Genomic DNA, 16359 nt, shown 5'->3' on the forward strand with positions numbered 1-16359 from the left:
GGTGGTTCACGCATTTTCGGCCGAACAAACGGCCAGAGTTTTAAAAAAATGGAGGGCATCCATTGCCCTCCCCTTCGATGTCCACGCTCCCTGCGACGTTGCTGATCAGAACCTCAAGTGGCCAGAATGAAGTCTGCGGCAGTGACGGTTGTTGCATCGGCCACACCGACCAGGCGGATGGACTCAGCTCCTGCGGAGCTGATCAAGGTATCCGCACCGACATCGGTGATGATGACGATGCCGGCAAAGGTCGCAGCAGTGACGCCGAACGCAGAAATATCGAGCCGGTCCTGGCCTCCCACCGCGTCGGCATCGAAGCCGATGATCTGATCAGCCCCGAAGCCCGCTGCGAACATGAAGATATCGTTGCCACTGCTGGCAACCATCATGTCGTTGCCAGCACCGCCAGTGACCGTATCGTTGCCAGTACCGCCATCGATAACGTCATTGCCGGTACCACCCAACAATGTGTCGTTAGCGTCACCACCGAGCAGCGTGTCGTTGCCTGTTCCACCATTCAAGACATCCGCCCCATCACCGCCGTCGAGGCTGTCATCGCCAGTGCCGCCGTTCAGGGTATCCGTGCCAATGCCACCGAACAGTTGGTCGTTACCGGCGTCACCATTCAGTGTGTCGTTGCCGCCGTTGCCGGTGAGGATGTCGTTGCCGTCGCCACCATTGAGAGTGTCATTACCCGCTCCGGCGGTGATGGCGTTGTTCAACCCGTTGCCGTTGCCGACGAAGTTGCCGGCTCCGGTGTAGGTCAGATTTTCGACATTAGCGCCCAGCGTGTAGCTGGCCAGCGAAGTCTGCACGGTGTCCGTACCGCCACCCGCCACCTCGACCACCACGTCTGCGGCTGCATCGACAACGTAGGTATCGTTGCCGGCTCCCCCCACCAACCGGTCAACACCTGCACCACCATTGAGGAGGTCGTTACCCACCCCGCCGGTGATGGTGTTGGCTAGCGCGTTACCGGTACCGGTGAAGTTACTGGCACCTGTATAGGTCAGGTTCTCGACGTTGGCACCGAGCAGGTAGTTCGTCAGGCTGGTTTGCACCAGATCGGTACCACCACCCAGCGCCTCGGTGACAAGGTCACCGATGTTGTCGACCACAAACGTGTCGTTGCCGGCACCGCCGTTCATGGCATCCGCGCCGAGCCCACCGTTGAGGGTGTCGGTGCCGTCCTCGCCATTGAGGACGTCGTTGTCGTCTCCGCCGTTGAGGATGTCGTTGCCCGTGCCGCCAAACAACTGGTCGATACCGGCCAGGCCATTCAGCGTATCGTTCCCGCCCAGGCCAATCAGCACATCGTTACCCGCGGTGCCGGTGAGGGTGTTCGCCAAAGCATTGCCCTGCAGGACCACGCCCTGTATCACAATCGCTGCCGTCGCCGCAGAGGTCACCGACTCCAGCGTGCCGAAGCCATCGGTGTAGCGCACGATCACTCGCAGTTGCAGATTGACCTGCGCCGCACCAGGGGTGAAGGTCGCTGCCGTCGCGCCGTTGATGTTAGTGAAGGACGCGCCGACACCTTGCTGCCACTGGAAGCTGAAGGTGCCAAGCCCATCGGCATCGGCAATCCCAGCCGTCAGCGCGGTCAGCACCTGCCCTTGATCCGGTGTCGTATCGCTGATCAGCAACGCACCTGTCGGGGCATCGTTGACGTTGGCCACCGGCCCCAGGATGTTGGATGTAACGCTCTCGGCCGCACCGAAGTCATCCACGTAACCGATCACCACGCGCACTGCCTGGCCGACCTGAGCCTGGCCAAGCGCGAACGTGCTACTGGTAGCTCCGGCGATATTGACGAAGCCAGGCCCGTTGTTCGCCTGCCATTGGTAGGTGAACTGCGGATTGCTCAGGCCATCAACGTCGATGATGCTCGCCGGGTTAGCAGTCAACAGCTGGTTCTGCACTGCAAGCCCGGTGACGGTCGGCCCTGCAGTCGGTGCATCGTTGACGTTGTCCACCGGCCCCAGGATGTTGGACGAAACGCTTTCGGCCACACCTAAGTCATCCACGTAGCCCATCACCACGCGCACTTCCTTGTCGACCTGAGCCTGGCCAAGCGCGAACGTGCTAGCGGTAGCGCCCGCGATGTTGACGAAGCCAAGCCCGTCGTTCGCCTGCCACTGGTAGGTGAACTGCGGATTGCTCAGGCCATCAACGTCGATGATGCTCGCCGGGTCAGCGGTCAACAGCTGGTTCTGCACGGCAAGCCCGGTCACGGTCGGCCCTTCGGTCGGTGTACTGTTCCCGGACGAATCGACGATCTCCAGCGTGCCCTTGGCATCCTGGTACACCGCCCGGACGCGGATGTTCAGACCAGCGACATCGTCCGTCACCCGGTAGGTGGTGCCGATCGCCCGCGTTGCCTCGCCAGCAGCGACGGAGGTGATGTCATCATAGACACCCGAGCCGGCAATGGTTTCGACCTGCCAGTAGTAAGCCACCCCACCGGTCACCGCACCGGTCGGATTGGCCACGCTTTGGTTGTCCGCGTCGTGTACCCCCCGATCACTGACTCGCAGCAACTGGCCAGCAACCGGCGTATCGTCACGCACACCGGTGGCAGCATCGAGGATTGCCAGATGACCCGATGGGTCGTTGTTTTGCGCGGTGCCCACTCCGGACGATTGCGCCACGTCAGCGAACTGCAGACGCTCGATACCCGTCAACCGATCGACACCATCGCGCCCCGCCACCGAGTCGGTCACGATGACAGTGTCGCCATCGATCTCGATGCCGTATTCCCCCAAATTACCGGAGAACAACGCAGTGTCGTAGCTGTCATTGCCGGTCAGAATCTCTCGCACGATGACCAACTGGCCCGGGTTGTAAGTACCGTTCATCATGAACGGCACCAGCGGCTCCATGCTGTCGAACGTGGCGATTTCCTCGCCACTGCCATCGACATTTTCCCGCACGCTTATACGCACGTTCAGCCACTTGTCACCATCGATGATGTCGTCACCACCGCGACCTTCGATCAGGTCGCTGCCGCTACCGCCGAGGATGATATTGCCGCCGTCGAAGAACGTTGCTCCGGCGGGCAGAAGATCAGCCAGGCCGTCGATCAGGTTGATGTTGGTCAGCACACTGCCAGTTGCACCCGCGCCGGGCAGTGTTGTGGCATCTTCGTTATCACCGCGCAGGAAGTCACCGTGGGACGAACCCGACAAACCTTCCATGATGTCGAACCGCACCAGCGCCGAAGCACCCGAACCCGGTACCGGTGGAACATCGAAAAAGCGGTCGGTGAAGTCGATGGTCACGCCCTGGGCGAGCCCCTTGAAAGTCGCCCAGTCATAGCCGGAGCCACCGATATAGCGGTCACCCAGGCCGAGACTGCCGACCATGATGTCGTCGCCGCCCTCGCCGTTGAACTTGTCGTTTTCGCCAGCGCCGATGAACACATCGTGGCCGATTATCGGGTCGTTGCCGAGCGGGTCGAAGTTGTCGCCAGGTGCACCGTCCGAAGTGCCCTTCTCGATCCAGTCGTCGCCTTCGTTACCCATGTCCTGTTCGTTGGCTTTGCTGCCCAGAATGAAGTCGTTGCCGTGGCCACCAATAGCCTCGGAGGCGTCCTCGCCGGTCACGATGAAGTCATTGCCGAACCCGCCGATGATCAGGTTGACGCCATTGCCACCATGCAGCACGTCGTTGCCGTCGCCCCCCTGGATGTTATCGTCGCCGCCGCGGTCGCTGATGATGTCGTCGCCGGCGCCACCGCGCAGTTGGTCGTTGCCGTCACCGCCTTCGATGACATCGTTGCCGCCGTCACCCCAGACCGTGTCATCGCCTTCACTAGCGACGAGGATGTCTGCATTGTTGGTGCCGCCCAGCACGATGTGCTGATCACCCGTGTACTTGATGTAGTTGGTGTCCGGCCCCGCGGTCAGCGGGTTGTCGCGGAACACCACCTGCTCGCCGTTCTCGCCAAGCGGATCGGCGTTGCCCAGGCCATCGTTGTACTGCTTGCTCTGATCCCTTTCCAGATAGAAACCAGGGTCCGAGAACACCAGGCCCGGCAAGTGCGTAGCCGAGGTGTTGGCCATGATCAGCTTGGCGAACGAGTTGCTTTCCAGTTCGGCATTCATCGACAGGCCAGCGGTACGCTCAAGATAGTAGAAGCGGTCGCCGTCCTGCAGTTTTTCCAGCTGGTTCTCGAACACGAAGTTGAAGGTCGAGCCAAGCATGCCGCCGAACGGGGTTTTCTCTTCGGCCAGGCCGCCGATCCAGAGGTCGATGGCATCAACGCCCGTGACAGTCACCCCCTTCAGATCGTCGGCAGTACCCAGCAGCCCATCCTTGCCGGCCAGCGTTACGTTGGTCCAGGCACCGGTGCCGTTGAGGAAGTCCAGTCGATCAGCCGGCGCCCCCGTACCACCCAATACCAGCGCCAGAGCTGCAGCGCGTTTGTCTTCCAGCGTGGTCGCCTCCGTGATCGTGCTATGCGTGCCATAGGCCGCGATGAAGTTGATCAACGACTCCGGATGTTTGAGGTGCTGCACCAGGTCGACCCAGCTGGTGTACGGCTTGAGTTGGGTATCACCGGTTTGGCTGTAGATGTCGCGGCGGACCGCATTGAGCGAAGGAATCCCCACGTCGCGGCCACGGGCGATGTTTATCGCTGGCAGGTCGAGCGGCAGGCCGAGCAGGTTGTTGCGCAGCGCCTCGGTGACGAACTCGTCGATTTCGTTACCGGCTTGCCGAGTCATCCCACGCACGATCGCACTGGTCGCATCTTCGGGCGTCACGCCACTGGCGGCATACGCCAACGGGTTGAGGAACGCCGCGATCAGGCCGAGTTGCTGATCAGGATCAGCGCTGTTCGGATCGCCGATTACGTTGAAGTCGACGTCGAAGCGATCAACGGTCTCGGTCAGCATCGAGTGGCCAAACCGGTACACGGTATGGGCGAACTCGGCGACGATCGAGGCATCGAGGTCAACGTCATAGACCTGGGTCGGTGCAAAGAACAGGTCAACGTTGGGCTGGATAGTGCGCGCAAACTCTTCGAACACCAGGTGCTGATACTGCATCTCGGTGCCGAACTTGGCAGCCTGGAACAAGCGCTCGCCATTCCACACCAGCGCATCGATCTCAGCCTGGTTGGCGGGCAACCCGCTCACCGGAGTAAGCAGCCACTCGTTGAGGAAGGCTACGTCGCCCGAATCGAGCACGGTGTCCTTGGTCTGCGCGACCAGCCGATTGTGCTCGGAGTGGAAGATCGCATGCACCGCGGTCAGGCCGATGTTCTCGTTGACCCGGCCGTCGCCAGCGATGTAGTGCGCATCGAGCAACTCGTTGTCGTAGGCCAGGTTGGCCCCGGTCTGCGGATTGAACGGCACTGCGTTGCCAACATCGGAATCCGCGTCAGGCACGAGCACGCCACTGCTGAACACCGGCGCTGCATTGTGGGCAATGTCGGCGAGGAACTGGTGACCGGTGCGCACAGCATTGGTCAGGCTAATGGGGGCAAGCGGATTGCCTTCGACGAGCACGTCATCAGCCGTGCCACCAAGACCGTCAACGCCCTTCATCACGACCATCGGGAAGCCGTTCGGCCCCTTGATGAAATTGCCATAGGCGTCGGTCGCCAACAGCGGGGAGTTTTCGACGTCGGCGTCGGTAAGGCGGATACCCAGAATGTCGTTGGCCTGCGCCTTGACCACTTTCCAGGTCGCCATACCACCGATTTCGATGTCGTCTGCGGTACCAAACTTGCCATCCGCCCCCAGGTCACGGTTAGTGATCAGCCGGCCGGTCGCGATGGGGCCGTTGTCGGTCAGCTCATAACCGCGTAGGAAAACCTGGTGCGATGGGTGCGAGCTGTAGGTCTGGTTTTGATCCACGAATGGCGACGTGGTGTTGGTGTGCTCATGGATGTCGTCGGCCGTGCCGAGCACGCCATCCGACCCTGGCTGGTTGGTCGCGCGGGTCAGCACCATGAAGTTAGTGTTGCCACCTGGCACATACAGCGGATCATCCGGTTGCAGCGGAATGAAGATGGTGCCCGAACCGCCTTTGGTAAGCAGGTCCAGCCCATGATCGAAGAACTGCCCGAAGAAGGTCATCCAGGCGTTGAACGGCGCGGACAACCCTGCGTCCGGCGCGGTGTTCTCGAACAGGTACACATCATGGTCGTCGGCAGTACCGAACTGACCATCCATGCCGGGGCTGGCGACTATTCGAGTGCCATCCTTGAGCACGTCGTCGTTCCCCTCCGCGCCGAAGTTGAGCACACCGTCCGCACCCGGGTCGTAAGCCGTGGCATAGGCCGCCGGGTTGTTCGACGTCTGGTCAACGATCAGATTACTGATGGTGCGCGGCTGCGAGTCAAACACAAAACCGCTGCTCTGCTGATACGACGAACCCGGGATCGCCGGCGAGCCGGGGCCGAAGAAGCCGGCAGGAGCACCTTCCGCCGGATTGAAGACCGGATCGGTCAAGCGCGGGAAGGTGTTATCCGCAGCACCATACTCGGTGTTGTTGATGCCGTTGAGGTTCATCAGGTTGTTGTTCGAGCCATCGACCGCACGCAGGCCCAACGGCGCGCGGATATTCGGGATCAGCGAGAGGATGTCCTGACCGGCCGCATCAGCCTCGGCAATCTTGATCTGATCAAGGATGAAGTTGAGGTCGGAGCGGACCATGTGAAGGCCCTCGCCACCCTCGGTAGCATTGACTACCGGTGTCTGCGCCGTCGGCACAACCGGCTCGCCGGGAGCCACCACATCAGTCGGTTGCGAGAACACCACTTCAGTCGTGCCATGACCATCCTGGTAGATCGCTTTGACCCGCAGTGCCAGCCCGGCAAGATCCGGCGAGACCTTGAACGTGGTGCCGTCGGCACTTTGGAACGCCAGGTCACCCGCTGGCAGCAGGATGATGTCTTCGAACACGCCGGTGCCAGGGTCGGCTTCGAACTGCCAATAGTAGGACACTGAGGCGTTGTTGACGAAACCCTGCGGGTTACCCACCGCGACGTTGTTGGAATCGCGCACTCCGGCCATGCTCACCGTCAGTGTGTCGCCCACAGTGATCGCGCCGCCGTTTCCATCCGCGACGGTCGGCCTGCCCACCGGTTGTTCGTTCAGCCCCGGGACCAGCACTTGCTGGGTATCGGCGAACTGCAAGCGCTCGATGTGCAGCAAGGTATCGGTGCCGTCGCGACCCACTTCGGTATCGGTGACCGTCCAGACATCGTCCGCCACATTGGCCGTGCCGCGGGTGTCACGCGTCACCACATACTCAGACTGAAGGCCGGAGAAAACGGCAGTGTCGAAAGCCGCCCCGCCTGTCGAAGTGCCGGGCAGGATTTCCCGCACGGCCTTGAGCTGACCTGGGTTATAGGTGCCGTCGATCATGAACGGGATCATGTCGACCATGCTGTCGAAGGTGGCGATTTCAGGGCCGGTATGGTTGACGTCGTTGGGTCCATACACCGCAATTCTGACGTTGATCCATTTGTCGCCATCGATCAGATCATCGCCACCGCGGCCCTCGATCAAGTCACTGCCATTGCCACCGAGGATGATGTTGCCCGTGGCAAAGCCAGTGGTCGGCAAGCCCGCATCGGCCAGAAACTGCTCCAGTCCGCGAATCAACGCCACATTGGTCAGCGCACTGCCCGTGGTCCCACCGTGGTCGACGATAGTGACCGCATCAACATTATCGCCCTTGAGCACATCGCCGAATTGCGAACCGGACAAGCCTTCGACCTCGGCAAAACGGTCGAGGATCGAGGTCGGCGAGGCGCCGACCGGATTGAACGGCCCGTTGTTCTGGTTTGGCGCGTTGCCGTGTGGTTGCGCCAGCGTGGCCATGGTCAGATCAACGGTCACGCCGACCCTGTCATTTTTGTAGGTCACCCAGTCGAAACCGGACATACCGTCCATATTGTCCTGGGCATCGCTGCCGACAAAGATGTCGTCGCCACCCTCGCCGATCATTTCGTCGAAGCCACCACCACCAACAAAGATGTCATTGCCGATCGTATCGTCATTGAGCAACGGCGCAGCGTTATCGCCAGGCGCACCGTCCTGGGTGCCCTTCTCGATCCAGTCATCACCTTCGTTGCCGGTAGCTGGCAGGTTGGTCTTGGCACCGAGGATGAAATCGTCACCCTGACCGCCGAAGGTGGTGCTGACGTCTTCGGTGGTGATGATGAAGTCTTGGCCATCGCCCCCCAGGATCAGGTTGCCGCCAACGAGCATGCTACCGGCGATGATCACATCGTTACCGGCATTACCTTCCAGACGGTTGTCACCGAACGAGTCGGTGATGATGTCATCGCCCGCGCCGCCCAGTACCGCATCGTTCCCGGCGCCGCCTTCGAGGCGGTCGTTGCCACCGTCGCCGTAAACAGTGTCATCACCGTCGCCGGAGACGATGATGTCATTGCCAGCGGTGCCGCCCAGGACGACATGGTCTTCACCGGTGTATTGCAGATAATTACTGTCCGCACCCACGGTGTTGGGGTTATCGCGGATCACCAGCGGCACGATTTCCACGCCGTTGATCATGAGGCCGCCAGTTGGATCGGCGCTGCCCGCGCCAAGGCCAGTGAACTGATTGGCCTGATTCACTTCGAGGGTGAACGTCGGCGTCAGGAACACCGTGTTCGACAGGTGAGTGACATCGGTGTTGAGCATGATCAGCTTGGCAAAGGAGTTGTTTTCCAACTCGGTGCCGAAGTTCAGGCCCGCGGTACGTGACAGATAGTAGAAGCGGTCGCCGTCCTGCAACGCCTCCATCTGGGTCTCAAACACGAAGTTGAACGACGATCCGAGCATACCGCCGAACGGCATCTTCTGCTCGGCGAGGCCACCGACCCAGAAGTCGATATCGTCGACGCCCGTGATCGTTACACCCGTCAGGTCGTCTGCGGTACCCAGTACCCCGTCCCTGCCGGCCTTCGTTACGTTAGCCCAGGCACCGCTACCGTTGAGGAAGTCCAGTCGGTCAGCCGGCGAACCGGCACCCCCGAATACCAGCGCCAGGGCAGCATCGCGTTTGCCTGCCAGCGTAGTCGCGGCCGTAATGGTGTCATGCGTGCCATAGGCCGCGATGAAGTTGACCAACGACTCGGGGTGTTTGAGATTGTCCGCCCAGTCAGCCCAACTGATGTACGGCTTGAGTTGGCTGTCACCGGTTGATTCGTAGAACTCACGCCGCGCCTCATTCAACGTGGGGATACCCGTGTCGCGACCACGCGCCAGGTTCAGGGCCGGCAAATCGAGGGGCAGACCGAGCAGATTGTTGCGCAACGCTTCGGTGACGAACTCGTCGATCTCGTTGCCGAGCTGGCGGGTCACACCGCGAATGATCGCCCCTGCCGCTTCGTCTGCAGTAGCGCCACTGCCAGCGAATGCCAGCGGATTGAGGAAGGCCGCGATCAGACCGAGTTGCGAGTCCGGGTTGTTCGGGTCAGTGAGGAGCGGATTGAACTCGGGGTCGAAGCGATCGACGGTCTCGGTCAACATCGAGTGACCGAAGCGGTACACCACGTGGGCGAACTCGGCGAGGATGGCCGGGTTGATTGAGGTGTCATAGCCGTTGGGGGCAAGGAATGCGTCGACCTGCGGCTGAACGGTCCGCGCGAACTCCTCGAACACCAGGTGCTGGTACTGCATCTCGGTGCCGAACTTGGCGGCCTGGAACAGCCGTTCGCCGTCCCACACCAATGCTGCGATTTCGGCGAGTGTAGTCGGTATCGCGACCACATCGTCCACCAGCCACTCATTGAGAAACGCCAGATCGCCAGCGGCCAGGATGGTTTCCTTGGATTGCTGGACCAGGCGGTTGTGCTCGGAATGGAACACATGGTGCACGGCGGTCAGGCCGATGTTCTCGTTCGCCCGGCCATCGCCGGCAATGTAGTGAGCGTCGAGCAGTTCGTTGTCGTAGGTCAGGTTGTTGCCGACCGCTCCAACCGGCTGCGCATTGCCGATATCGGCGTCAGCATCTGCCTGCAGAACCCCGCCGACGACTACCGGCGCGGCATTGTGGGCGATGTCGTCGAGGAAGCCATGCCCGGTGCTCACGGCGCTGGCCAGACTGATCGGAGCATCCCGGTTGCCTTCGACCAGTTGCGTGACGTCATCAGCCGTCCCGGCAATACCGTCAGTACCGTTACTGACGCGCATCACCACCTGCGGCATACCGCTCGAGCCCCGGATGAAGTTGCCATACGCATCCGTTGCCAGCAGCGGCACGTTGTGCACATCGGCGTCGGTCAGGTTGATGCCGAGAATGTCACGGGCCTGGGCCTTGACCACTGCCCAGGTCGCCATGCCGCCATTTTCGCCGTCGCCATCATCGGCCGTGCCGAACTTGCCATCGGCGCCGAGATCGCGGTTGGTAATCAAGCGCCCCGTTGCAACAGGGTCACCGGCCGCGTTGAGGACGTATTCGCGCAGGAATACCTGATGCGAGGGGTGCGAGCTGTAAGTCTGGCTCTGGTCCACGAACGGCGAGGTGGTGTTGGGCTGGCCATCATCGGTAGTGCCGACAATTCCGTCCGCGCCGGCTGTACGCACTGCCCGTGACAGCACCATGAAATTGGTCGGGCTACCCGGCACGAACAACGGATCGTCCGGCTGCAACGGAATAAACACGATGTCGGTACTGCTCTTGCTGAGCAGGTCGAGGCCGTGGTCGAAGAACTGGCCAAAGAAGGTCATCCACGAGTTGAAGCCGGCGGTCAGGCCAACGTCCGGCGACTCATTGGGGATGAAGAACACTTGCTTGTCGTCTTCCGTGCCAAACACACCATCGAAACCTGGGCTGATCACCGGGTCGGCACCGCCGTTCGCCGCAACCGCGGCCGGGTTGTTGGCGGTCTGATCATTGATCAGGTTACTGATGATCCGTGGCTGCGGGTCGATCACCGACCCGGTCCCGGCATAGGCCGCTCTATAAGAAGCATCAAGCAGGCGCAGGAAAGAATTGTCCGCTGCGCCAAATTCGGTTTGCCCGGCGACCAGGTTGTTGGAGCTGCCATCGACGGTACGCAAACCGAATGGCACCTGACTGTTAGGTAGCAAATCATTGAGGCTGGCGCCGTCAGCATGCGCTTCGGCGATGAAGATTTGCTTGAGGATGAATTCCAGGTCCGACTTGTTGAAATTAGCCATTGCGGTGTCCTCGATATATTGGGGAAAAAGCACGGGACGATGAAACCCTCCCACGCCCAGTCAGGTGCTGGCTTGCGCAGTTCGTTGGTTCGGTTGTTTGGCGAAAGCAGGCGTGGATCAGGCAAAGCCGTCCCCTGCGCCCGGTAAGGCGCGCCTGGAGTTCGCGCAATGAAATGTCGCTGAGCGATTAGGCAGAGCGATTCCGGGCCGCTGGTGGGCCATGGAATCGGGAAGTCGAAGAGAACTTCCTGAACAGCTCCGTCACGGTGCAACAGAACGAAATGATCGACATGCCATGCTCCTTCAGGACCACCGTGCCTTGCACTTTCGAAGCGATGGCAGGCTTCAGACGGGCGCCCTTGCACATGACTAAAGTTCCATAGCAATGCGCTGTCAATATTACGACGTAAAAAAAGACGATCGGCATTTGACATGACAACTTACTGTTATTAAACGATATATATAAATTCAGATGAACTAATAGAGCGAAATGTTATTTAAAACTGTATCGCTAGAGAGACAAACGCCACCTACGCTGCTGCATGTGAACATAAAAACTTATGGAACTTTTCCAAGAACGCTATGGCTTGTGTCCACGATAAGCATTCGCAACTACATCTATGGTTTGTCACACATTTGCTTTGCTGCTTTTTGCCGCAAGCACAACCGGCTTTTCGGTGAGGGACTATCAAATGCACAAGCTCTCAAGTACCCGATCCGAACTGGCCGAGGCGCTCTTTCGACTTCGCCGCAGTTTTTACTCGTTGGCCGGATTCAGCGGCGTCATCAACGTCATGATGTTGACGCCAGCCATTTACATGCTGCAGGTCTATGATCGAGCCTTGGTCAGTCGAAACGTCACAACATTGACGATGTTGACCTTCCTGGTGATCGGCCTGTTCCTGCTAATGGCCACGCTGGAAATGTTCCGCACCCGCGTGATGATCCGAGTCGGCAACTGCCTCGACATGGACCTTAATCGACGCATTTTCACCGCAGCATTCGAGCGAAACCTGAGCCGCGCCGGAGGTAATCCGGCCCAGGCCCTGCAAGATCTCGCACAGGTGCGTCAATTTCTCACCGGCAATGGTCTGTTCGCATTCTTTGATGCGCCATGGACCCCCATCTACCTGCTGGTCGCCTATTTGATCCACCCGCTGCTCGGACTGGTCACGCTGATCGGCTCGCTGATTCTGGTGGGCCTGGCTTATCTCACCGAGAAGGCAACGCAAAAGCCACTGGCCGAAGCCAATCAGGCCGCCCTTTCCTCCGCCAGCTACGCCAACAACAACCTGCGCAACGCCGAGGTTATCGAGGCCATGGGCATGCTGCCTTCGATCGGCAAGCGCTGGTACCAAAGCCATTTGCACATTCTGGAAATGCAGACCCTGGCTTCCGACCGTGCCGCCCTGATCAGCAGTACCGGGCGCTTCGTGCGCATCACTTTGCAATCGCTGATCCTCGGCGCCGGCGCGCTGCTGGCGATCGAAGGCAAGATCACCCCGGGGATGATGATTGCTTGTTCGATCCTCACCGGCCGCGCGCTGGCCCCGGTTGAACAAGTCATCGCGTCGTGGAAGCAACTGCTTGGCTGCCGTTCGGCATGGGGCCGGTTGAACGAGATGCTGAACGACTATCCTCGCCGGCCACCGAGCATGTCGCTGCAGCGGCCGCTGGGCATGCTGGCGGTGGAGAATGTGTATGCCGGTGCGCCCGGCACCAGCAACACGATTCTGCGCGGAGTGAGCTTCAACCTTTCCCCCGGCGAAAGCCTTGGCATTATCGGTCCATCCGCCTCGGGCAAATCCACCCTCGCCCGTCTGTTGGTCGGCGTCTGGCCGGCGCAGGCCGGCAAGGTGCGCCTGGACGGCGCGGACATCTTCACCTGGAACAAGGGCGAACTTGGCCCCTGGCTCGGTTACCTGCCACAGGACGTGGAGCTGTTCGAGGGCACCATCGCCGACAACATTGCGCGCTTTGGCGAAGTGGACAGCGACGCGGTCATCCGTGCCGCCAGGGCGACGGGAGTGCACGAGATGATCCTGCGTTTGGCGCAGGGTTATGAGACCCGCCTGGGCACAGATGGCAGCCCGCTTTCCGGAGGCCAGAAGCAACGCATCGCCCTGGCCCGCGCGCTGTATGGAGAACCCAATCTGATTGTGCTGGATGAGCCGAACGCCAACCTCGACGACGTCGGTGAAAAGGGCTTGGTCGACGCGCTGGCTCAACTGAAAAACCGCGGCGCCACCGTCATTCTGATTTCCCACCGTCCCAATGTGCTCTGCGCCGTCGATAAGGTGCTGATGCTGCGCGACGGCGGTGTGCAGATGCTCGGTACTCGCGACGAAGTATTCGCAGCGCTGCGCAAGGCCAGTGTGATGCCTGCAGGCGCATCGACTCCGCTGGCATCCGTCAAAGCACGGGAGTGACCGATCATGCAAATGAGTCAACACACCGAGATGATTCTCGCCGATCCCAGGAATGTGGTGGATCTGGACGTCGGTAAACCCGTGCGCTGGGGCATGTTGCTGATGCTCGCTGGCTTTGGCGGCTTCCTCCTGTGGTCCTGGCTCGCGCCGCTGGATGCCGGCGTGGTCGCGACTGGCACGGTCAAAGTCACCAGCAATCGTAAAGCCGTGCAGCATCTGACCGGCGGCACTGTGGAGGCGATTCTTGTTCGCGAAGGTGATGCAGTGAAAAAAGGCCAGGAAGTGGTCCGCCTCGACTCACTGCGTGCCGCGTCCGAACAGGGTGCGGTCAGCGCCCAGTACATCGTCAGCAAGACGGTGGAAAACCGTCTGGAAGCGGAACGCGACGGCCGCGACGTGGTGAACTACGACCCCGAATTGCTCAAGCGCTTCGGCAATGACCACCGCCTGGTGGCCGCCATGAATCTGCAACAACGCCTGCTGGACACCCGACGCGTCGGCCTCGCTGGCGAAATCAGCATCCTTCAGGAAAACCTCGCGGCGTCGGCGGTGCAGCTCAAGGGCCTGCAGCAGGTCTATGGCGCCCGCGCCTCGCAGATCGACTTCCTCAACCAGGAACTGAAAGGCACCCGCGTGCTGGCGGCCGAAGGCTATGTGCCACGCAACCGCCTGCTTGAGCTGGAACGCAGTAATTCCGACCTCTCCGCCGGCCAGGCCGAAAACCTCAACAACATCGCCCGCATACGCAGCCAGACCACCGAAATCAAGCTGCGCATCCTGCAGCGCCAGCACGATTACCAGAAGGAAGTCGAATCGCAGCTCACCGACACAGCCAAGGAAAATACCACCCTGGCCGACCGCTTGCGTGCGCTGGACTATGAAGTGACCCACACGGTGATTCGCTCGCCCATCGATGGCATCGTCCAGTCACTGAGCATTGCGACCATCGGCGGGATCATTCAGCCCGGCTTCAAAATCATGGAAATCGTTCCGGACAATGAACCGCTGCAGGTTGACGCGATGATTCCGGTACAGGCCATCGACAAGATGGTCCCCGGCCTGGCCGTGGACATTGCCTTCCCGGCCTTCAACCATGCCCAGACGCCCAACATCCCCGGTCGCGTGAAGACCGTCTCCGCCGACCGCCTGCTCGACGAGGAAAGCAAGCAACCGTTCTATCTGGCTCAGGTAGAAGTCACGCCCGACGGCATGAGCCTGCTTGGCAGCAATCACATTCGTCCCGGTATGCCCGCCAGCGTCACCATCAAAACCGGCGAGCGCAACTTGATGAGCTATCTTCTCAAACCAATGCTCGAGCGTGTTGACAGCGCCTTCAAGGAACAATGAAATGGACCGTCATTGCCTGATCTTTTGCCTGCTGGCGCTGTCCTTCCCGGCTGGCGCCATGGACCTCAAACAAGCCTGGGATCTGTTGCAGTACCAAGGCCCCGTCTACCGCGCCGCCGTACATGAAAAAGAGGCCGGCCTGGAAAACCGCGCCATTGGCCAGGCCGGCCTGCTACCGCAGATCAGTGCCTCGGCCTACGACAACAAGGTCAATGGCACCCAGCGCCAGAGCGGCATCGAAAGGGATCTCGACTACGACTCCAAGGGCGCTAATGTGCGCTTGCGCCAACCACTGTTCAACAAACAGAAAATGGCCGAGTACCGCCAAGGTAATCAGCGTGCCGATTACAGCGTCGCAGTGTTCGACGCCAAGAGTCAGGACGCCGCAGTGCGCCTGGCCGAAAGCTATTTCGACGTGCTCCTGGCCAGCGAAACTATCATCCTTGCCAAATCCAAGTTAAGCGCCTTTGACGAGCAACTCGCTTCGGCTAAACGACGCATGGAGTTGGGGGCCGGCACCGTCACCGACATCGACGAGTCGGTCGCTCGCCGCGACCTCGCCGCGGTTGAGCTGATCGAAGCGCAGGACAACCTCGTCAACGCGCGCCGCAAGCTTGAGGAATTTATCGGTGAAACCCCCGAATCGCTGACCACCTTGCGTCCGACCTTCGATACGCCACCGCTGCTACCGAGCAACCTGCAGGACTGGTTGATCAAGGCTCAGACCGACAGCCCGCTGATCCATGCGCGCCGTCATAGCAGCGACCTCGCTGAAGAAGAAGTGAAACGCGCCAGGGCTGGCCACTGGCCGACACTGGATTTCGTTGCCGGCTACACGGCGGGCGATAGCCAATCAATCTCCGAGCTGAATCAACGCAACCGCTACGCCTCAATCGGGCTGGAAGTAAACTTCCCGTTGTACAACGGTGGCGGCACTAGCGCGTTGACGCGCCAGGCGAGTGCCAATAGCTATAAGGCCCTGGACGAACTCGACGCTACGCGCCAGGAAGTCGTCTCCGGTACCACCCGCGAGTATCGCGGCGTACAGAGCGGCGCCAACCGTATTCACGCGTTGGAGAAGGCAGTGGAGTCCAACGAGCGTTCACTGACATCGGCACGCAAGGGCTTCAAAGAGGGGGGCACCAGCACCAACTCAGACGTCCTGAATGCCGAAGAACTGCTCTTCGTTGCGCGCCACGATCTGTTCGAGGCCAAGCTGCGTTACTTGATGTCGCGCCTGCGCCTGGCCTCTTCGGTGGGCAGTCTGGGCGACGACGATATCGACCACATCAACAACTACCTCGGCCCGGAACTGTTGGTCACCAACTGATTTTCACCTGCGCGGCACTTTTGCAAGGTGGTCGGCAAAACCCGGGCCCGCAACAGCGTTCCCTTCGCACTCCTTCGAGGATGCGCCGCTTCGTACCGGGCCA

Annotated in this window: 4 protein-coding genes; 3 read left to right on the forward strand and 1 reads right to left on the reverse strand. The window is 60.5% G+C overall.

Annotation, left to right across the window (positions count from 1 at the left end):
• Positions 1 to 113: 113 nt before the first annotated feature.
• Positions 114 to 11150, reverse strand: a complete 11037-nt coding sequence (locus ACA051_RS19615; protein WP_497371508.1) for a peroxidase family protein — start codon at positions 11148 to 11150, stop codon at positions 114 to 116.
• Between the two features lie 692 nt (positions 11151 to 11842).
• Between ACA051_RS19615 and ACA051_RS19620 the strand changes: the two genes are divergently transcribed.
• The 3 genes from ACA051_RS19620 to ACA051_RS19630 are packed head-to-tail and all read left to right on the forward strand — an operon-like array spanning position 11843 to position 16256.
• A complete protein-coding gene (locus tag ACA051_RS19620; protein ID WP_497304052.1) occupies positions 11843 to 13579 on the forward strand; it encodes a type I secretion system permease/ATPase in 1737 nt (578 codons plus the stop codon).
• 6 nt (positions 13580 to 13585) lie between these two features.
• Positions 13586 to 14926, forward strand: coding sequence for an HlyD family type I secretion periplasmic adaptor subunit (locus tag ACA051_RS19625; RefSeq protein WP_497304054.1), 1341 nt, complete (start codon positions 13586 to 13588; stop codon positions 14924 to 14926).
• A gap of 1 nt (position 14927) precedes the next feature.
• A complete protein-coding gene (locus ACA051_RS19630; protein ID WP_497371510.1) occupies positions 14928 to 16256 on the forward strand; it encodes a TolC family outer membrane protein in 1329 nt (442 codons plus the stop codon).
• Positions 16257 to 16359 lie beyond the last annotated feature (103 nt).

The organism is Pseudomonas sp. LBUM1669, assembly GCF_059695705.1.

Bases quoted from the DNA above. Each gene is read 5' to 3' on its own strand.
- ACA051_RS19630 (WP_497371510.1), top strand. From the start codon at position 14,928: ATGGACCGTCATTGCCTGATCTTTTGCCTGCTGGCGCTGTCCTTCCCG.
- ACA051_RS19615 (WP_497371508.1), bottom strand. From the start codon at position 11,150: ATGGCTAATTTCAACAAGTCGGACCTGGAATTCATCCTCAAGCAAATC.
- ACA051_RS19625 (WP_497304054.1), top strand. From the start codon at position 13,586: ATGCAAATGAGTCAACACACCGAGATGATTCTCGCCGATCCCAGGAAT.
- ACA051_RS19620 (WP_497304052.1), top strand. From the start codon at position 11,843: ATGCACAAGCTCTCAAGTACCCGATCCGAACTGGCCGAGGCGCTCTTT.